The organism is Tunicatimonas sp. (assembly GCF_049647865.1).
Lineage (GTDB): Bacteria > Bacteroidota > Bacteroidia > Cytophagales > Cyclobacteriaceae > Tunicatimonas.
On sequence record NZ_JBARYM010000033.1, the window covers coordinates 1 to 20079 of the forward strand.

The 20079-nt window shown below is 42.6% G+C and carries 16 protein-coding genes; 4 read left to right on the top strand and 12 right to left on the bottom strand.

The genetic code is table 11. The features are described from left to right. Together WBA23_RS01380 and WBA23_RS01385 are read left to right on the top strand one after the other, a co-directional pair. Positions 1-4717, top strand: a 4717-nt coding sequence (locus WBA23_RS01380; protein ID WP_424580442.1) for a gliding motility-associated C-terminal domain-containing protein, incomplete at its 5' end; no start/stop codon positions are given. 48 nt (positions 4718-4765) lie between these two features. Further along, a complete protein-coding gene (locus tag WBA23_RS01385; protein ID WP_424580443.1) occupies positions 4766-5692 on the top strand; it encodes a PorP/SprF family type IX secretion system membrane protein in 927 nt (308 codons plus the stop codon). Here the strand turns inward: WBA23_RS01385 and WBA23_RS01390 are convergent. The 6 genes from WBA23_RS01390 to WBA23_RS01415 all read right to left on the bottom strand — a co-directional run bounded on the left by WBA23_RS01390 (position 5689) and on the right by WBA23_RS01415 (position 12804). Further along, entirely contained in the window at positions 5689-6981 is a 1293-nt protein-coding gene (locus WBA23_RS01390) for an adenylosuccinate synthase (RefSeq protein WP_424580444.1), read from the bottom strand. The two genes, WBA23_RS01385 and WBA23_RS01390, sit on opposite strands and share 4 nt — an antisense overlap. Positions 6982-7075: 94 nt before the next feature. Next, on the bottom strand, positions 7076-7570 hold the full coding sequence (locus tag WBA23_RS01395) for a Fur family transcriptional regulator (protein ID WP_424580445.1): 495 nt from the start codon (positions 7568-7570) through the stop codon (positions 7076-7078). A 67-nt stretch (positions 7571-7637) separates the two neighbouring features. Next, positions 7638-9872, bottom strand: a complete 2235-nt coding sequence (locus tag WBA23_RS01400) for a RelA/SpoT family protein (RefSeq protein ID WP_424580446.1) — start codon at positions 9870-9872, stop codon at positions 7638-7640. Positions 9873-10567: 695 nt separating this feature from the next. Further along, positions 10568-11332 (bottom strand): hypothetical protein, encoded by a 765-nt coding sequence (locus WBA23_RS01405; protein ID WP_424580447.1) that lies wholly within the window; start codon positions 11330-11332, stop codon positions 10568-10570. Between the two features lie 243 nt (positions 11333-11575). After that, on the bottom strand, positions 11576-12352 hold the full coding sequence (locus tag WBA23_RS01410) for an IS256 family transposase (protein WP_424580457.1): 777 nt from the start codon (positions 12350-12352) through the stop codon (positions 11576-11578). Then, entirely contained in the window at positions 12238-12804 is a 567-nt protein-coding gene (locus tag WBA23_RS01415) for a transposase (RefSeq protein WP_424580448.1), read from the bottom strand. The genes WBA23_RS01410 and WBA23_RS01415 overlap by 115 nt, the downstream gene beginning before the upstream one ends. 206 nt (positions 12805-13010) lie before the next feature. Here WBA23_RS01415 and WBA23_RS01420 point away from each other — a divergent pair, with 206 nt between their 5' ends. After that, positions 13011-13457 carry a tyrosine-type recombinase/integrase gene (locus WBA23_RS01420; protein WP_424580458.1) on the top strand — a complete coding sequence of 149 codons (447 nt, stop codon included), beginning with the start codon at positions 13011-13013 and terminating at the stop codon, positions 13455-13457. A 177-nt stretch (positions 13458-13634) separates the two neighbouring features. On the opposite strand, the gene groL is transcribed toward WBA23_RS01420, so the two are convergent. Then, positions 13635-15272: a chaperonin GroEL gene (gene groL, locus WBA23_RS01425; RefSeq protein ID WP_424580449.1), complete on the bottom strand. Its 1638-nt coding sequence runs from the start codon at positions 15270-15272 to the stop codon at positions 13635-13637. Positions 15273-15311: 39 nt separating this feature from the next. Continuing rightward, complete coding sequence (locus WBA23_RS01430) at positions 15312-15590, bottom strand: co-chaperone GroES (RefSeq protein WP_424580450.1); 279 nt, start codon at positions 15588-15590, stop codon at positions 15312-15314. A gap of 247 nt (positions 15591-15837) precedes the next feature. Here WBA23_RS01430 and WBA23_RS01435 point away from each other — a divergent pair, with 247 nt between their 5' ends. Continuing rightward, complete coding sequence (locus tag WBA23_RS01435; RefSeq protein ID WP_424580451.1) at positions 15838-16554, top strand: hypothetical protein; 717 nt, start codon at positions 15838-15840, stop codon at positions 16552-16554. A 66-nt stretch (positions 16555-16620) separates the two neighbouring features. On the opposite strand, the gene secG is transcribed toward WBA23_RS01435, so the two are convergent. From secG to WBA23_RS01455, 4 genes are all read right to left on the bottom strand, one after another. After that, a complete protein-coding gene (gene secG / locus WBA23_RS01440; RefSeq protein WP_424580452.1) occupies positions 16621-17004 on the bottom strand; it encodes a preprotein translocase subunit SecG in 384 nt (127 codons plus the stop codon). Continuing rightward, on the bottom strand, positions 17005-18213 hold the full coding sequence (locus tag WBA23_RS01445) for a hypothetical protein (RefSeq protein ID WP_424580453.1): 1209 nt from the start codon (positions 18211-18213) through the stop codon (positions 17005-17007). Between the two features lie 132 nt (positions 18214-18345). Next, positions 18346-18831, bottom strand: coding sequence for an LptE family protein (locus WBA23_RS01450; protein ID WP_424580454.1), 486 nt, complete (start codon positions 18829-18831; stop codon positions 18346-18348). Between the two features lie 160 nt (positions 18832-18991). Beyond that, positions 18992-20079, bottom strand: a 1088-nt coding sequence (locus tag WBA23_RS01455; protein ID WP_424580455.1) for a sigma 54-interacting transcriptional regulator, incomplete at its 5' end; no start/stop codon positions are given.

Sequence of the window (20079 nt, forward strand, 5' to 3'; positions counted from 1 at the left end):
AGGTTGTGCTGCGTTAGATACATCTGAAGTTTTCATACAAGATGCTCGAGACTTCCCAGTAGCCGGAATAAATGTAGACATCATTAGTCAAACTTCCTGCGAGGCAAACAACCAAAACGGGGGCTTACGAGGTGATGTAAATGGCAATACTACCGATTACATATTTACTTGGCATCAACTTGTGGGAGGGGTGAAAGTGCCAGTTACGGACAATAATCCCGACGCAGTAGTTAATGGGTTTACTGTAGATAGTATTGGAGTTGGCACATATATTCTGGAGGTAGAAAATACCGAAACCGGCTGTGCTGACGAAAAGCAAGTGTATTTACCGGATAATATTATTAGAGGCTCGGAAATTCGGCTCAATTTAGCCAGCACCGCCGCTACTCGCTGCGACTTTCCGGACGGAGTAGCTGAAGTTACGTCCATTGACCTTTCAGAAGACGATGGTGCTACCTTTACTCTGACCGGTAACGTAGCCGATTACACCTACCAATGGTATTTGGGCGACGATACTACAACCCCAGTGCCCGGCACAAACCCTACGGCTACAGCTTCGCGTTTGGAGAACGTTGCACCCGGGATGTACACTGTTGAAGCCACCAACATTAATTCCACTTGTGTTTCAATTGCCTACACCGTAGAAGTTGGCAACACAACGCAGAATAACCTGAACTTCACTTTTAACCCTACTACCCAAGCTGATTGTGTCAACCCGGATGGAGCTTTAACAGTCAGTAGTATTACCGGCGGAACCGGACCATTCTTATACCAGTGGTACCGAGGGGGCGATGATACCTACCCTATAACTGGGGCTACTACTAATACTATCAGTAGTATTCGCTCGGATAGGTATATGATTCGGATTACCGATCAGGCGACCGGCTGTTTCAAGGATTCAGTTTATGTGCTGGCACCTGATGCAAGTATTACTCCCGTACCACCGGCAACGTTAACTACCCCTCCTACTCCATCTACTACTTGCGATCCGGCCAGCTACAACGGCGAGATACAGGCTGAGGTAGATGCTTCGGTTCGGGCTTTACCCAATTTCAATACTCATAACGACGATGACTTCTTCTACTACTGGTTCGAAGGGGAAAATGTAGAGTATATTGACCCTAGCGCCAGTCCACTAGATGATTTAACAAACCTTGATATCATGACGGCTACGCCTACTCAGGCTAGCAATCAATCTACCATCAGTGGATTAGCTCCCGGTTTCTACACCGTGATTGTGGTTGATGCCTTTGACTTTAATAGGAGCTTGGGTCCGCTCGGTTGTCGCTCCGATCCGCGTACATTTGAGGTAGTAGCGGAAGCTCAGTCGCCGTTGGCTGATGTGACAATTGCTCCCGACACTTATTGTAGTAGTGACAACGGGCAGATCGACGTAACTCTTGAAAAAAGAGCCACCGATGGCACTGCTTTTACCGGCTATACTTTGATTAATCCTACCTTCAACGCTAATCCGTTCACTCCAACTTCTTCTTCTAGCAACGTAGGTAGCCAAACCCAATTTGTGATTCAACAACTGGCCGCTGGCGACTATGCTTTTACCTTCCGAGATAATACAACAACTTGCGATACTACGATATTTGTTGAAGTGAGTGACCTGTCGGTAGCCCCTGTTTTGGAGCACGACAATATGCAGATAAACAGCCATCAGACAACTTGTACTCCGGCGGATGGCGAACTGGAAGTTGTTGCTTCGGCATCAACAGGCATCACCAATTTGGCTGATTATTCTTTTTACTGGCACGATAATCCGGTAACGGCATCAGCTGATATTACAGTTACTCCCAACACTGGCGCAGTGCTAACTGGGTTAGATAGCGGGCGCTACTACGTCTACGCTATTGATAATACCACAGGCTGTTTCTCTGGTCCACTGATGGGGGAAATTCTTTATCAGGTTACTGAAACTCAAGTGGAGATTACCCAAAACGTTTCTAACGTTGACTGCTCGGGCTCAAACGAAGGAATACTTTCAGTGCAGGCATTTGAATTAGCTTCGGATGCAACAATTTCTACTCCAGCTGGTGGCTATATCTTTAATTGGTACGATGATAGCAACGTTAATATTCACACCGATAATGGCGTGTTGACTAGTACGGTGAACAGTTTGGCTACGGGTGCCTATCGGGTAGAAGTAAGAAATAATGACTTAGATTGCGAAACGGTAATTGCCCGAGACACTATCCGTTTTGAGCCGATTTATCCGGAATTTACCGCAGCTAGTGCTAGCAAAAGAAATGTGTATACCTGCGACGGCGACGGGGAAATCACGATTACTGAAGTACTAGAAGATGGTACAATCATTCAATCTACCAATGCTGCTTTTGCTAATTATACATTTATATGGCACTTAGGCAGCACTAGCAGTACTCCACTACCTGGTACTACAAACGTACAAACTGACTTATCAGTAGGAACTTACTACGTAAGAATAAGAAATAACGATACCGGAAGCTGCCTGTCTGAAGATTTCTTACAAGTAGTGCTAACCGACTCTATTCAATACCCAGTAATTTATCCACAGTCTATTACCGATTTTATCAGTTGCACCGGAATAAATGAAGGGGCGATTGATATTCGGGTAGAAGAGCTAGACGGATCAATTGCCAGCGATTATGATTTTGTTTGGGAATTTGCTGATGGCTCACCTCTTCCAGGAACTGAGATAATTACTCCGGTGGGAGTTAATTCTGAAATAATTAGTAACCTGGAAGCAGGTAGTTATCAGGTTACCGTCACCAACAATGATACCGGCTGTCCGCAGACCGCTACGTTTGAGGTGGGTACGCAAACGGCTCTTCCCATTCTAACTGTGAACAAACTTGCGGATCTAACGAATTGCGAACCAGCTAACGGAGTAGCCGAAGTAAATGATCTTACTTTTCGGGGAGCAGTTCTTCCTTACGGAGGTTACCAATTTATTTGGTCAGATGATAACTTTACTACCGAACTATCAGCGGGAACGTACGGACTTGACGCTGATAGCTTGGCGGCTGATAGCTTACCGGCCGGAACTTACCTCGTGAAGGCAGTTGGTCCGGGTTGTGAGTCACTCCCCGTTCAAGTTGTTGTTGAAGACTCTACTTCTAATCTGGTGGTCGTACTAGACAACATTGCTGATCCAATTATAGCTTGTGATCCTACAGATGATCCTGAAGGATTCATTGAAGTTGAAGTGAGGAATAGTACTGATATTATTACCCGTTGGTACGAAGGAGCCGTAATTAGTAACCCCTCCGATAGCTTAATAGGATTTAGTAACCTGCTAGAAGTAGAAGATTTAATTCCGGGAACGTATACAATTTGGATACAGGATACCCTGACTGGCTGCTCGACTACCCGAAGTTATACTATCGACGGGATTGCAATGCCACTTATTATCAGTGCTTCTTCTTCTCCTTTTAGTAGCTGTATTCTTCCGAACGGGCAGGCAGCGGCTAATGTAAACGGAGGCAGTGGTAATTTTGCATACCGATGGTTTGATAGTGAAGGTAATGCTCTCGCTGTTCCTGATGATCGTAATTTAGTTACCGAATTGGAAAGTGGTACTTACCGAGTACAAGTAAGCGATCAGAGTGAACCGGAGTGTGAACCAGTTGAAGCCATCGTTACAGTAGATGACCTCCGAGGCAACGATATAGCAGTAGAGGTTACTAGCGAGTTCAACATGACCAACTGTGATGAAGGAAATCCAAACGGACAATTATCGGCTTCTGTAGCGAGCAACCCTTCCCGGTATGAATTTTTCTGGTACGAAGGCGACGATGTTACTGATAATCCTATTGCTCAAGGCTCCACTGCGGCTGAGCTTTCTCCTAACACCTACTCAGTGGTTGTTAGAGATAGAATTACTGGCTGCTTAAGCGACCCTGTTTCAGGAACAATTATCGCTGAAAACACTGATTTTCGCTTGCCAACGCCTGATACTGAGATGCTTCTAGCCGTTACCAACTGCGTAAATCCTAACGGTTCCGCTAGGGCTGTATTGGATAGTACCGCACTAGACTCTACGGCTGTTTATGAATACACATGGTACAACGAAGATGGAGATGAAGTATTCCGTAGTACAAATACCAATATAGTTACTGGTCTGACCGCAGAAGAATATTCAGTTTCGGTAGTGAATCTGGTGACAGGATGCTCTTCTGATCCGGCGACGGTTGACATTTCAGAAGAAATTCGGGTTCCCGATTTTGAAATCGTAAGTACCCCATCTACCTGCTTTGAAGCGAGCGGAACCATCACCGTCCAGTTTAACGAAAATGTGAAAGTAGTCGATATCGAATGGCTAACTCCAAATGGCTACGTCAATGGATTCTTTTTAACAAACCAGCCACCTGGGGTTTACGAAGCTACTATCATTGATGACAATGGCTGCACGTTTACCCAAACTGCTGAAATTGAAAGTACAATTTATGCTTTCAATGGAATTTCCCCCAATGGAGACGGCAATAACGATACATTCATCATTAGTTGCATTGAGAATTTTGAGAACAACATTGTTCGAATCTACAATCGAGCTGGGGCAATTGTTTATGAAAATCTTAACTACGATAATGAAACCTCATATTTTGAAGGAACTGGGAACCGTGGTCTCTACATTGGCGGTGAAAAACTTCCCGATGGCACCTACTTTTACATCATTGATAAGAACAATGGCGATGAGCCAGAATCAGGGTATTTAGAATTAATTAGGTAACCTATTTCACTAGCTTGTCACACGTTGATGAGTCGATGAATATTATTTATGAATAGAAATACTTTACATACTTTATTTTTCATTCTTTTGATTGGGTTAATGGCACTACCCGGGGCAACACACGCTCAGCAGCGCCCTATATTCTCGCAATATATGTTCAATGGATTGGTGCTTAATCCGGCTTATGCTGGTAATCAAAAGCAGTGGGTAATTAGTATGGTGCACCGCGATCAGTGGGTAAATGTAGAAGGAGCTCCCAAAACCAATAGTCTAATTACGCATACCGCACTGGAAAACCGCCCGGTAGGATTAGGATTAATAATATCTAACGATAGAATAGGCATTCATGATGATTACAGCATGTTTGCTAGTTACTCTTACAAACTAAAACTAGCTGTCGGAACGTTATCATTAGGCTTGCAAGCGGGGGGCAATTACACGCAGTCTAACTTTGAATTGTTGCGTCGGTTTCACTTAAACGACCCTACATTAACTGGCACGGTAACCCGCTTTAGTCCCAATTTCGGAACCGGTGCTTTTTACAGTAACAGCACTACTTATGCGGGAATTTCCGTTCCTTACTTGCTGAATAATAAAGTATATAATAGTGCCGATGTAATTAGCCAGGCTACTGAACGAAGGTACTATTTCCTTACAGGTGGACACGTATTTTCTCCTAGTCCATCTGTTAAACTTAAGCCTTCCACGCTCATCCGATACCAAGAAGGGCAACCACTAGGAATGGACTTAAATATGAACGTTTTTCTCCAAGATGTCATTAATCTGGGCGGCTCGTACCGTAGTGGAGATTCAATGATTATTCTTATGGAGATTATCTTAAACCGTAGTTTCAGTTTTGGCTATACGTACGATCACACGATATCGCGAATTCGTAACTATACCGATGGCACGCACGAATTTATGCTAAGTTATCGGCTTAATATCGGTGAAAGTAAATGTCACAGTTATTTTTAAGCATCAGCTAACAAGCTGCCTTGCCTCAATAATGTCTGATTACGCTTCGGCCCTAGAGAGACCAGATTAATAGGAACTTTCACAAAGCTTTCAATAAACTCGATATAGCGATGAAAAGACGCAGGTAGATCCGAAATATTATCGGCAGCATTCAGATCAAAATCCCAGCACTCCATTGTTCGGTAGATCGGCTTCACTTCCTCTTCCCTCAAATCATACGGAATATAGTCAATTTCACTTCCATCCGACAGTTGGTAATGGGTACACACTTTTATTTCGTCCATACCATTTAGCACATCCGCTTTCATCATAAAGAGCTGCGTTACCCCATTTAGCTTTACGGCATAATTTAGAGCTGGTAGATCTAGCCAGCCACACCGGCGAGGGCGGCCCGTAGTCGCTCCAAACTCAGAACCCTTTTTTCGTAGCTCTTCCCCTAGCGAGTCATGAAGTTCAGTAGGAAATGGGCCAGAACCAACTCGGGTACAATATGCTTTAAAAATTCCGAATACTTCGCCAATATGGCGAGGGGCAATGCCTAATCCGGTGCAAGCTCCGGCTGCCGTAGTAGTAGAGCTAGTTACGAAGGGGTAACTACCGAAGTCAATATCCAACAGGGCACCTTGCGCCCCTTCCGCCAGAATAGGAATCTGTTGATCTAACTGATCATGCAAATATATTTCGCTATCAATTAGCTTCAATGTTTTAAGAAAACCTACTGCTTGCCGAAAGTCTTGCTCCAAAGGTGCTAGATCGTAAGAATAGTTGTAGGAAGCCAATTTCTTTTTGTGTTCATCTACCCGAACTTGGTAAAGTTCGGCAAAATCATTTCGCAGAACATCGCCAACCCGCATTCCCAAACGACCAATTTTATCTTGGTAAGTAGGTCCAATGCCTTTCAAAGTTGACCCAATCTTTTTGTCCCCTTTCGCTTGTTCGTAAGCGGCATCAAGCAATCGATGGGTTGGTAAAATAAGTTGGGCCTTTTTAGAAACGTAGAGGTTTCGCGTAGGATCAACTCCTTTGTTCTGTAGCTCTACAATCTCTTTTTGCAAGATTACCGGATCAAGCACCACTCCGTTGCCAATAACATTCTTAGCATCAGGACGAAAAACACCCGATGGAATTTGGTGAAGTACGTGCTTGGTTTGGTCAAATTCTAGGGTATGACCAGCATTAGGCCCACCTTGAAAGCGAGCAATTACGTTATATTTAGGTGCTAGGTAATCTACAATTTTACCTTTTCCTTCGTCCCCCCACTGGAGTCCTAGCAGCACATCGACACTCATATTGTATTAGTTGATAGTTGAAAATGTAGCGTTAATAATAAATAGAGATGGAAAAAGTCACTGTTGACCAGCGATTAATGAAATAGCAAAAAACTTAATTTGATTTTTCTACGCCTGACAGAGGCTCAGCCGGACGTTTTTCGCAATTCTCCTTATTGCAGCTTCCGTACAGAATTAGCGAATGATGATCTACTTCGTAACCTAACAGTTCACCCACCATTTTTTGAATATTGTAAATGCGAGGATCACAAAACTCCAGTACTTGACTGCAATCCGTGCAAATTAAATGATCATGTTGCTTGTAACCGTAGTTTTTTTCGTACTGAGCGAGATTCTTTCCAAACTGATGCTTGCTCACTAAATCGCATTCTACCAGAATATCTAAAGTGTTGTACACGGTTGCTCGACTTACTCTGAAGCCTTTATTCTTCATGTTGATGTAAAGCGATTCTACATCAAAATGGCCACTTCTTGAGTAGATTTCTTCCAGAATAGCGAATCGTTCGGGAGTTTTACGATACCCTTTCTGCTCTAAGTAGGCAATAAAAGTGTTTTTAACTTTTGAAAATACTTCGGGGTTTAATGCCATAACTAATCTCTAAACTGCAAAGATATAATTTTCGGTCGTAGTGCCACAACAGAAATGAAAATAGCCATTATAAAGAAACGTTTCGAGTCACTTTCTCTACACCCGCTATTCGCTCCAGTCGCTTAATCAACTTGTCGAGATGACGACGATCGTGTACGTACAACATGATGTTTCCTTCAAAGATTCCTTCATCGGTATCCATCTGAAAAGAGCGCATGTTCACTTTCAGTTCAGAAGAAATAATATCGCTAATATCACTAATCAAGCCTACTCGATCGGTTCCATTGATCCGCAAACTAGAAAGAAAGGCCGACTCTTTCTTCTGGGTCCATTCCGCCTGCACAATACGATAGCCGTAGTTTGACATTAACTCGGGAGCATTAGAACAGTTGGTGCGGTGAATTTTAATCCCCTCGTTTACCGTAACAAAGCCAAACACATTATCGCCCGGAATGGGGTTACAGCATTTGGCTAATTTGTAATCAATAATGTCTTGATCTTCACCAATTAGCAGAATGGCCTGATCTTCGCCTTTTATTTGGGAGACCGTCTTCTTGAAAGTTTTAGCATCGTTAATCTGCCCACTTGCTTTCGCTTTGTCCCGTTCCGTATCCTCTTTAAATCGCTTCAGCGAAGTGCTAGGAATAACCCCCTCCCCTACCTGATAGTATAATTCTAACGGAGTTTTCACATTAAAATAGTCAGTCATCTGTTCAATTACCTGACTACTCAACTCCATTTTCATTTGTCGCAGTTTGCGCTTGACAATCTCTTTACCTTCAGCAGCCTCAGCCTTCTTCTCTTCTTTTAGTATCTCTTTAATTTTGCCTTTGGCTTTAGAACTTATTGCGAAGCGTAACCAGCCTTCGTTAGGCTTCTGCTTATTAGAGGTAATAATCTCAATTTGATCGCCGTTTTGGAGAATATAGTTAATGGGTACTAGTTTCTGATTCACCTTAGCTCCCAGACAATGGGCACCTACCTCGGTATGAATATCAAAAGCAAAATCGAGAGCTGTAGCTCCTCCCGGCAATGTCCGTAGCTCGCCTTTGGGAGTGAACACAAATACTTCTTCATTAAAGAGATTGGACCGAAAATCATCGACAAACTCAATAGCCGAAGCAGCATTTTCACTTTTAGCTTGCTCCAGAATAGTACGTACCTGCGCAATCCATTCTTCTAATCCCGACTGACGGCTAGCGGTTGGTTTATCTTTGTATTTCCAATGCGCGGCATAGCCTTTCTCGGCAATTTCGTCCATCCGCCGAGTACGAATTTGTACCTCAACCCATTGCCCACTGGGACTCATCACTGTGGTATGCAACGACTCGTAACCATTGGATTTGGGAGTGCTGATCCAATCGCGTAAACGTTCCGGGTTTGGATTATAAAAATCAGTTATAACTGAGTAGGCTTTCCAACAAGCAGCTTTTTCATCTTCAATAGGCACATCCAGTATGATGCGAACGGCAAACAGATCATATACTTCTTGAAATGGAATTTTTTTGGTATTCATCTTATTCCAGATGGAATAAATAGACTTGGGCCGACCTAGCACTACGAACTGTTCTTTGCTAAAATGTTGACGCCCGAAAGTAGTTTCAATAGGCTCGATAAACTTGCGAATAAATCGGCGACGCGCATCTTTACTACTGCTAATTGCTTTAGCAATATCACGATAAACCCCGGGTTGCGTATACTTTAGGTATAAATCTTCTAACTCAGATTTAATTGCGTACAGCCCTAGCCGGTGCGCCAGCGGAGCATAGAGGTAGATAGTTTCAGAGGAAATCTTCAATTGCTTGTCTTGCGGCATACTATCGAGTGTCCGCATGTTGTGCAGACGGTCAGCCAGCTTAATTAAAATTACTCGAACATCGTCGGAGAGCGTAAGCAACATTTTACGGAAATTCTCTGCCTGCTGAGAAGTTCCATACTCGAATACTCCTGCTATTTTAGTAAGACCATCAATAATTCGGGAAATCTTAGGGCCAAATTCCCGCTCAATATCTTCTAGTTCTACGTGAGTATCTTCCACCACATCGTGCAGTAGTGCGGCAACGATTGAGGTGGTGCCTAACCCAATTTCTCGAACAGATATTTCAGCTACTGAAAGTGGGTGGTAAATATAGGGCTCCCCTGATTTTCGACGCATATCTCGGTGGGCCTCTACGGAAAGATTAAATGCACGCTTAATCTGTTTAGCATCATCGCCATTCAGGTAAGGCTTAGCTAAACGTAACAGACGACGATATCGTCGAAGAATTTCTTTCTTTTCTTCTTCTTCGTTAATAGCCTGCATGATACTCCTATTAGAAGGTTTCTGTAGGTAAAGATAATGAACCTACTCACAAATAATAATATTAGTTATGTGGGTTTGATAATCCGTAATATTGATCTAGTTAATAGGGCAATCGAATTCAAATCGAGCTGAGTACTTGTTAAGATGCTGCGCTATGGTCAACACTAAAGTTTTGCATAAGACACAAGCTGTATAGTCCCAAATGGTGTATAACGCTCAGATGTGTTAGCACGTTAACGTAGAGTTTAAAGCGAAACGCTTTTGCCAGATTTATTTCGGTGGCCGGCATCTTGGGTGCGAGACCCCAGATTCGTAGAGCTTTATCCTAACCACAGTGGCGCGGGGAAATGTCCTTAGGATAGAATATTATAACACCTAGTGCTTCGTCAAGCCTAAAAGTTCGGGTAATCCAGGGTGAAATTTGGCCTATCTATTTGTTGCAGAAAATTCGCGTAGCTACGGCTATGCTCATTTTTTGCGCCTCTGTCTAGGACAAATTTCACGACTGCCTGAACCCAAATTTTAAACATTGACAAAGCACTAGGCTATATTTCCCCACGGACTTAAAACTATTGAGTTTTCAGTTACTACTGAGCTAAAATATGTGATTATAGTGGTGCTGGAAAAGGTTAAAAAGTCTCGATCCAACGCTACAACCATATAGAATATAGCCCTGATAATGCTCTTTTTTAATTTTAGCGATATTGTTCTTTCTTATCCGTATAAACAACAAATGTGAATTCCGGTGAGATTAATGTTTCACTCTCAGGAAATGATCTGGCGTACATATTTACATCAAATGACCCTTTAATAGCATATACCGTGTTATACACCACGAGTGAAACTGGGGTCAAATCCAAGTCTTGAGTTCCTCTTTCGATGTTATCAAGTGTCAACTTAGTTATTTCGTTGATTTCAAAATAATTTCCCTCATTTTCAGCGGACCCAAATTCTTTAAAGTTATTTATGCCCTCAACGGGGTCATAAGAAAGAAATCTAAAGTGGCGGATATTTGTACCATTTGACGGCCTGATTAATAGCGGCCCAGTAAAATTGACCTCATGATCTACTATTAAGTGCTCACCTTTCTGGAATATCTTCAGTAACTCTCGTTCGGATAGGGAATAATCATACGGAAAATTTGATGAAACTTCATTATCTAAACTGTCAATCAAAAAAGATTTAAAGAATGTCAATTGTAAATAAGAAGTTGCCCCGGTAAATTCTACTCTGTAATCTACTATAACAGAATCAGGATTGGTATCTTCATAGGAATCTTGATAATGGATCCAAGAGAGTTCATTAGAGTTCTGATAATTATACGAAACAGTTGTATCACCAGAATTTAGGAAAATTTGAGGTTCAATTGAAAGCTTAGGACTTTCTTCGGTTAGTTCATCCGTATCATCACATGCTGCTATTGTTTGCAGTAAAATGGCAAGTAAAAAGTATCGTTTCATTCTAATATTGTTTAAAAATAATTGAGCATAACGAGTTTGTGTATGGTTTCGTTGTGTGTTTAAGCAATTATTATTAGCGAGTACAAACCAAATAGAAAATCCTAGCGAATATCCGTAAGCAGGCGAGAATTAGTAATGAATCAGACACTGTGTCCTAAGTAGTTCATTATCATTAGTGATGTGAAATTATCAACTAAGTTCTTCTGATTTGGTAATGTTTCATTAATTTTGTAAAAGTTCGGATTAGATTTCAAGCTTTATTTTGTCAGGGTAGAGGATCGCAAATTGGGCCAATATCTTTTGCCAATGTCTTACCGGCATTGACCACTTTTTGCTGATATGCTCTACAGCCAAGAAGACGGCTTTTTGCACGGCATCATCACTGGGAAAGACGGTTTTGCCCTTCGTATATTTGCGGATTACCCGGTTGAGGTTTTCAATGATGTTAGTTGTATAGACCATCTTCCTGATCTCAGCGGGAAACTCGTAGAAGACACTGAGGCGTTCCCAGTTGCTAGTCCAACTTCGGAAGACATGAGGGTACTTTTCGCTCCATTTCTCTTCTACTTCTAGCAAGGCTTCTTCGCCTGCCTGCTTGTTGGTAGCCGTATAGATTTTCTTCAAATCCTGGGCGAAGTCTTTACGCTCCCCCCAAGCTACGTGCTTCAGTGAGTTGCGTACCTGATGGACAATACAGAGTTGCGTGAGGCAATCGGGAAAGACCGCTTGGATAGCCTCTGAGAAACCCACTAAGTTGTCCATGCAGCCGATGAAAACACGCTCAACGCCTCGTTGCTTTAGATCATCCAGTACCTTCATCCAGAAAGAAGCACTCTCGGTCAAGTCCAGCCACATGCCTAGCACCTCTTTGTGCCCTAGCATGTTCAAACCAATGACTAGATAAATCACTTTGGTCTTATACTGGCTACCTTCCTTAACCCGGAAGCGAATGCCATCCAGCCAGAGTACCAGATATAATGCATCCAGTGGACGTGTCTGCCATTCCTTAACTGTATCCAGTACCCGGTCGGTAATCCGGGATACCTGAGCGGCCGAAAAAGTAACCGCGCAGCGGCCGCCCCATAGATGTCTTCCATTTGCGTGGCGATATCTCTAGTACTCATCCCATTGGCATAGAAGCTCAACGCGCGATCTTCTAGATCGGCCATCACAGAATGACGCTTAGGAACCACCTGTGGGGTAAAACTGCTCTGCCGATCTTGAGGTACCGAAACATTTAGGGTGCCTAGCTTACTTCTAACTTGCTTGGACTTCTTGCCATTGCGGTAATTGCCTTTCTTATCAGTCTGCCGATCATGAGGGGCGTAACCGAGATGCCCTTCCATTTCCCCTTCCAGCATCTGCTCAATGACGGCTTTGTACATATCACCGAAGTAGGCTGATACGTCCTCTTCACTCTTAAACTGGGAGATAAACTCAGCACTAAACTTCTTTTCTTCTTTTGGTTTCATAACAGTAAGTGGTTTGTTTAAATTTAACAATTTCCACTTTTACATACTTACTGAAACGTTACCTATATCCGAAGCGTAAACGCACTACACTGCCTAAATATATCAGTAAGGGTGAAGTAAAACGTATGTTTGAGGTTACTAAAAATCTTATACATCAGTGCATTCTGAAATTGCTCTACGGAGCTGGGTTAAGGCTTTAAGAGTTACTGGCACTCCAAATAGTAGATATAAATTCTGAGCATCTGCTTATTCACGTAAGAAATGCAATAGGACGAAAAGATAGAAATGTGATGCTTCCTAAAAATTTGCTAGAAACATTGCGAGAATATTTTAAACAGTATCGTCCCAAGACGTACCTGTTTGAGGGGCAGCGTAAAGCGCAGTTTTCAGCCATAAGTGTACAGAATATAGTGAAGCAAGTAGCCCAAAAAGCGGGAGTTACCCGTCCGGTAACACCTCATATTTTAAGACATAGTCGCTTCGGCTACGCGCCCCGGGCGATCCGATTTGCTACTCATTTAGTAGAGGGAGGTACTGATATTCGTTATGTGCAAGAACTACTCGGACACAGTTCTATTAGAACTACCGAGATCTACACCCACATTACGGATGTAGCCAAAACGAAAATTAAAAGCCCATTAGATACTTTATGACTACTGGTTCAAATTTGGGTTAGATTTTTTTATTTGATCCGTAAAGACTCTTTTTATTAGCAGTTCACACCTAGCCACATTACTAGGCAAATCTTTTACTATTAGCCTGTTGAGTAAAAAAGAGCAACCCATAGTTGAGTTGCTCTTTCGTGTTTATTGATATATGTGAGGCAGTGATTACATCATGCCACCCATGCCGCCGGGCATTCCGCCGCCCATTGGAGGACCAGCTGGCTCATCTTCCGGCTCATCAGCAATAACGCACTCGGTAGTCAATAGAAGACCCGCAATAGAAGCGGCGTTCTCTAAGGCCAGACGCGTTACTTTAGTAGGGTCAATGACTCCCGCCTGAACTAGGTTTTCGTATTCATCCGTGCGAGCGTTGAAACCGTAGTCGCCTTCCCCTTCTCGTACTTTTTGAATTACAACTGAACCTTCTTGTCCAGCATTCTCTACAATCACACGAAGCGGTGATTCTAAAGCTAAGCGAACAATGTTGATACCAGTCTCTTGGTCTTTATTCTCAGTAGTAATGTTCTCTAGTGAAGAGATGGCGCGCACTAAAGCAACTCCACCACCGGCAACAACGCCTTCTTCAACGGCAGCACGGGTTGCGTGCAGGGCATCATCAACGCGGTCTTTCTTCTCTTTCATTTCTACTTCAGTAGCCGCTCCAATGTACAGAATGGCAACTCCACCCGAAAGCTTCGCTAAGCGCTCTTGTAGCTTCTCGCGGTCGTAGTCAGAAGTAGTAGACTCAATCTGCGATTTGATCTGTCCCACCCGAGCAGTAATCTGATCTTTCTCACCGGCACCGTTTACGATGGTCGTGTTATCTTTATCGATATTGATTTTCTCTGCCGTACCTAAGTAGTCTAACGTAGCGTTCTCTAGTTTGTAACCGCGCTCTTCCGAGATTACGGTACCACCAGTTAAGATCGCAATATCTTCTAGCATCGCTTTACGACGGTCGCCAAAACCAGGTGCCTTAACGGCCGCAATTTTCAGTGAACCTCGAATTTTATTTACTACTAATGTAGCTAGAGCTTCGCCTTCTACATCTTCCGCAATAATCAAAAGAGGCTTGCCAGTCTGCGCTACACCTTCCAATACCGGAAGTAATTCTTTCATCGCTGATACTTTTTTGTCGTAAATCAGGATGTAAGGATTTTCCAGCTCAGCTTCCATTCTCTCCGTATTAGTCACGAAGTAAGGAGAAAGATAACCTCGGTCAAACTGCATACCTTCCACTAGTTTCACCTCAGTTTCAGTACCTTTGGCTTCTTCTACAGTGATTACTCCGTCTTTACCAACTTTTTCCATCGCGTTAGCGATCATCTGGCCGATTTCGCTATCATTGTTGGCGGAAATAGAAGCTACTTGCGTAATTTCATTGGAGCTATCAATGGTTTTAGACTGATTGTGTAGTGCTTTCACTACTGCATCAACTGCTTTCTCAATGCCTCGCTTCAAATCCATTGGATTAGCACCAGCGGCTACGTTTTTAATTCCGTGGGCGAAGATTGCCTGAGCAAGTACAGTAGCAGTAGTAGTACCATCACCAGCACTGTCAGCTGTTTTGGAAGCAACTTCTTTTACTAGCTGCGCTCCCATGTTCTCAATGGCATCTTTCAGTTCGATTTCTTTCGCTACTGAAACACCATCTTTGGTTACAGTAGGAGCACCAAATTTTTTATCAATTACTACATTACGTCCCTTAGGTCCTAAGGTAACTTTTACCGCATTGGCAAGGGTATCTACCCCTTTTTTTACCTTATCGCGGGCTTTTGTGTCAAAATATATTTCTTTAGCCATGATTCAAATGTTTTTAAATTTTCAGGTTCAGTTGATTAATTATACTATTGCGAAGATATCAGACTCCCGCATCATTAGATAGTCTTTTCCTTCTACCGTAATTTCAGTTCCAGCGTACTTTCCATAAAGCACTTGGTCGCCTACTTTTACAGTAAGAGGCTCATCTTTCTTTCCGTTGCCAATCGCAACGATTGATCCCTTCTGAGGTTTTTCTTTGGCAGTATCGGGAATAATGATACCAGAGGCAGTTTTTTCTTCAGCCGCCGCAGGCTCAACTAGAACGCGGTCAGCTAATGGTGTGATGTTCACTTGTGACATGTTTTTAAACTGTTTTGATTAGATTTAACTGTGTTAATCGTTAAGTCACTAAGCAGCGACTCATTATGTATAATACAGTTCTTATGCCAAGCGTTTTAATGGTATGTTTAGCCGACTATCCCTGCCAAAATTGCAGACTTACTACTTTTATTACGTGTGTCAGAAAAAGCTGTCACTGACAAAGTTGCACGTTTGTTTGGTTAACTCTGAATCTTTATCTTTTGTCGCAGAAACAAACCACAAATTTATGGATACCCTTCATCAGGATTGGCTGACTCGCGGTCTGGTAGATCTCGAGTACAAAAAGTATGTACTATTAGCGTATATGCAAAAGGTAAAAAGTCGATTTACCGACCGGGAGTTATACCCATTTATGTCTGACCTGGTATTTCATTACAATAATTTAATTGCGCTGCAAAAGAACAAGCAGTTGATCTACGAGAATTTTCCTAAGGAAGTATCAAGAGCCGATTTTGAACAGCTAAAGATTCACTATCGTAAAATGATCCAGGATAGTGATTTGATGAATACATTAGAAGAAATTGTCAACTTTTCTCTTCCTCATTTTAAGGAGCGAGTAGAAGAGGGGGCGGAGATTTACGAAGATATTGCCCAGAGCATCAGCATTGAATCGGTGGGGATTGTGCCACTTTATAAAAATGAGGGATACCTGTTACTTTCAACTCACACGCAGGGGGCGGTTTACATTTATAATTATAAAATTACGATTTCTTATCAGGCTGAAGAAGCTTACCGGACTATTCGGACCCAACAGGTAGATGAAGTTAGTTGGAGCATAAGCAATTCATTTGAACAAATTAAAAGAAACCTAATTATCTCTAATCAGGAACTGCCCAATCCGGCTACCTATTTGGCTATTTCTCAAGAAACCTATCCGCTAAAGGCCACCCTTCTCCCCATTGCTAAACGAATGCTCGTTCAGCACATTGGACAAGCAGCGTAACTAATGATGAATGAGAATTGATTTACGAATAATGGAATGGACACATCCACCATCAGTCATTAATCATTATTCATCAACTGAGTCGGGTTCGGTAAGACCTTCTAGGTCTGAGTCAGTATTTTCCCCAGTGGCAGGAACATCGGTTCCTAAAGTGGGAGGGGCAATTCGGTCTTGGGCACTCTCGATATTAGGGCTGGTAAAACCTGCTTCCGAGGTTTGATTATCAAGCAGGAAGCTAGAAGACAAAGCTAGTATCATGAGAGTAATGGCTAAGGCCCAAGTAGCTTTTTCCAGAAAATCGGCGGTGCGCTTTACCCCGATCATTTGCGTAGAAGAACCTGATCCGCCAAACTGGCTGGATAGTCCGCCACCTTTAGAGTTCTGAGCGAGCACTACAAGAACCAAAAGTACGGCAACAATGATAGTGAGGGTAATAACAAATGTAAACATCTATATTTCGTTTAGCTTTTCTATTTTTTCCGCAAAGTACGCCTTTTTATCAGGGAATTTCAACATTAACTGCTGATAGATTTTAATCGCTTTCCCCTTCTTGCCCTGTTTCAGCATAATTTCGGCCAAGTTTTCGGTGACTAACTCACCATCGTACGTAGCACTTCTCTCTGATAAATCCGAGGCTTCGGCTACATTATCCGGTGAGTTTGGGCGAAGGCGACCTACGTTATTGGTATCAGAATTCACAAATTTGTTAATTAGTTCATTTTGCTTCTGCTGATGAATGCCCAAACGTTCGGATGAAACGGGTTCTATGCCGTGCAAATAATCGATTAACAAAGGAGACTGAGCAGAAACTTCGGTATGATAGCTTTCTGAAGCTACTTTAGTTTCGTCCGCTATTTTTTTTTTATCCGCTTCTTCCCGCTGAGCTTCTTCCTTCGCCTGCCGAAGCTTCCGAAGATTTTCTTCTAATTCCTGATACACAATTTCTTCCTCCTCATCGTGGTTGGCCACTCCTGCATTTTCTGCCACTTGTTCTGAATTATTTGTATCGGAATCAACTTTTTGAGCGGCATTCGGCTCGAAGCTGTCTACTTCAGGTTCATCCGAACTGGATTCGTCCGAACCGAATTTATCTGAAATGGATTCGTCCGAACTCGGTTCATGCAAACTAGGTTTTTCCGAAACTTCTATTGTTTCTGTTGTAGAATCCATAACAACCATTTCTTCTGAACTAGATTCTTCCGAAGCAGGTTCATCCAAACTGGGTTCATCCAAACCGGGTTCATCCAAACGGGGTTCATCCAAGCTAGTTTCTTCTGAAGCCTCTATGGTTTCTGTAACTGATGTTGAATTGGCTGTACTTGGTTCTTCTATCGGACGGCTGTTCTCACCTACTTCCGTTTCCGTTGTATTCAGAATGTCTTCAGGTGATTCAGCCTCTACCGGTTGCCAATCAATACGAATATTTTCATAGAATACTTTTCGCAAGTATCGTCGATCGGGAGCATAAATGGCAGCTCCCCCCAAACTTTCGTAAGCATCGGGGGCCTGCTGATCGTGCTTGGCTTTGGCGAGCAGCGTGCGGGCTAGCTGGAAATAAGGATACTCAGCAATAGCTTTTTCTAACGTATCTTGATCATCAAGCGAAATATCTTTTGGATTAGATAGTATCCGCAGTAATTTATCAGGTAGAACTTCCATAATGTTGGTTAGCTATAAAACAACGTACAATTAGCAGTGGACAATGAACAATTGAAAATGCAAAGTCTCAAGAAGTAATAAACAATATCCAATTAACTTAATAATTGAGCCATTTGGTCATCGTATTACATTTTACCAATTTGCAACGGTTGCCGTAAATATATCGAAAATAATTTGTTCGGTAATTTCGGAAATCAGATCATCTTCTACTGAAGAAGGATCACGATCGGAACTGAAATCAGCAAAAAAGGTAAAGCTTTTATTTTCAAAATTAAACTCATCATTGTATGTATTTACATACGAAGCACTTACAGTAATGTTTAAGCGGACCAAACCGGCTACATCGGCTACATCATTACTGCCAGAAGCTCGAGGAGCTACGGGAACAAATTCGTAACGAGTGATAGCGCCTTCCAGCAGTAGATCCCCATTCTCCTGTACTAAAGCCAGATTGGTATTTGCCTGATAGTAATCTCTGATCTCTTCGGTAAATACTTGGCTCATGTTAGGAGGGCCATTTCCAGCATCGTTGTAAAAATTATCAATAGAAATAGTCTTTACTTCAGGCCCAAGGGATGCTCCCGTAAACGAGTAAACTCCACAACCTGATAGGCTCATGATTAGTAGCAGACAGATAACAATAGTCCACGGTAAATGGTAGAAGGTAAAGGGTAGAAGGTTAGGAGTTGAGACTAAATAGCTTTTTATGCTTGGTATAGGATGACTATAGACTCTCAACCATGAACCCTTAACCCTTAACCGTAAACCATCCTCTTTATTATTCGTCAATTTCATATTGCTTAATCTTACGGTAGAGCGTTCGCTCCGAAATTCCTAGGTCTTGAGCCGCGTATTTCCGCTTTTGCCCGTGCCGTTTTAGTGCCTTTCTAATCATTTCCCGCTCTTTATTTTCTAATGAAAGATCATCTTCTTCCTCCGACTCTGGTGAAATATCCTCAATATTAGAATAATCTACTACCGACTCTTCGCTTTTGCTCTTGGTTCCATTCTTAATTAGCAGGCTTGGAGCTACTGAATCTTCAAACTCTCGCTTAAATTGATCGGAGGTAATTGGCTGATCACCGAACCCCGGATATTTATCAGCCCTTCGCAAGTCGCTATGTACACCATTAAATAAATCTTGATGTTCTCTTATAACGCGAGAATCAAAGTTTTCGTCTTGCAACATGCGTAACACTAATTTCTTTAGCTCAGTAAGATCGTGCCGCATTTCAAACAGCACTTTGTACAGTAAATCTCGCTCGCTAAAATTCTCTCTTCCTGATTCTTGCCGATAGAGGGCAGGTAGTGATGATTGGGTTGGAGGCAAAAATTGTCTTAAAATATTAGCATCAATCTCTCGCTCTTCTGTTAGCAGCGACATACGTTCCACAAAGTTTTTCAGTTCCCGAATATTACCCGGAAAACGATACTCCAGCATTACAGCTTTAGCATCAGGCTGGAGTTGAATAGGCTTAGTACGGTTTCGCTCGGCAAAATCAGTAGCAAATTTGCGAAAGAGCAACACAGTGTCGTCGCCCCTCTCCCGTAGCGGCGGCACATAAATCGGAACCGAATTAAGCCGATAGTATAAATCTTCTCGGAATTTACCGTTCTGCACCGCCTCCAGTAGATTTACGTTAGTAGCTGCTACCACCCGCACGTCGGTTTTCTGCACTTTGGACGACCCCACTCGAATAAACTCACCGTATTCCAACACTCGTAATAAGCGCGACTGGGTTCCTAATGGCATCTCTCCGATCTCATCTAAAAAAATGGTCCCCTTGTTGGTTTCTTCAAAGTAACCTTTGCGATTATCTTGTGCCCCGGTAAATGCTCCTTTTTCGTGTCCGAACAGTTCAGAAT

Coding starts and splice junctions, on each gene's coding strand:
- groL (WP_424580449.1), bottom strand. CDS start 15,272: ATGGCTAAAGAAATATATTTTGACACAAAAGCCCGCGATAAGGTAAAA.
- secG (WP_424580452.1), bottom strand. CDS start 17,004: ATGTTTACATTTGTTATTACCCTCACTATCATTGTTGCCGTACTTTTG.
- WBA23_RS01395 (WP_424580445.1), bottom strand. CDS start 7,570: ATGGCATTAAACCCCGAAGTATTTTCAAAAGTTAAAAACACTTTTATT.
- WBA23_RS01445 (WP_424580453.1), bottom strand. CDS start 18,213: ATGGAAGTTCTACCTGATAAATTACTGCGGATACTATCTAATCCAAAA.
- WBA23_RS01390 (WP_424580444.1), bottom strand. CDS start 6,981: ATGAGTGTCGATGTGCTGCTAGGACTCCAGTGGGGGGACGAAGGAAAA.
- WBA23_RS01415 (WP_424580448.1), bottom strand. CDS start 12,804: ATGAAACCAAAAGAAGAAAAGAAGTTTAGTGCTGAGTTTATCTCCCAG.
- WBA23_RS01430 (WP_424580450.1), bottom strand. CDS start 15,590: ATGTCACAAGTGAACATCACACCATTAGCTGACCGCGTTCTAGTTGAG.
- WBA23_RS01450 (WP_424580454.1), bottom strand. CDS start 18,831: ATGAGCCTATCAGGTTGTGGAGTTTACTCGTTTACGGGAGCATCCCTT.
- WBA23_RS01385 (WP_424580443.1), top strand. CDS start 4,766: ATGAATAGAAATACTTTACATACTTTATTTTTCATTCTTTTGATTGGG.
- WBA23_RS01400 (WP_424580446.1), bottom strand. CDS start 9,872: ATGCAGGCTATTAACGAAGAAGAAGAAAAGAAAGAAATTCTTCGACGA.
- WBA23_RS01435 (WP_424580451.1), top strand. CDS start 15,838: ATGGATACCCTTCATCAGGATTGGCTGACTCGCGGTCTGGTAGATCTC.
- WBA23_RS01405 (WP_424580447.1), bottom strand. CDS start 11,332: ATGAAACGATACTTTTTACTTGCCATTTTACTGCAAACAATAGCAGCA.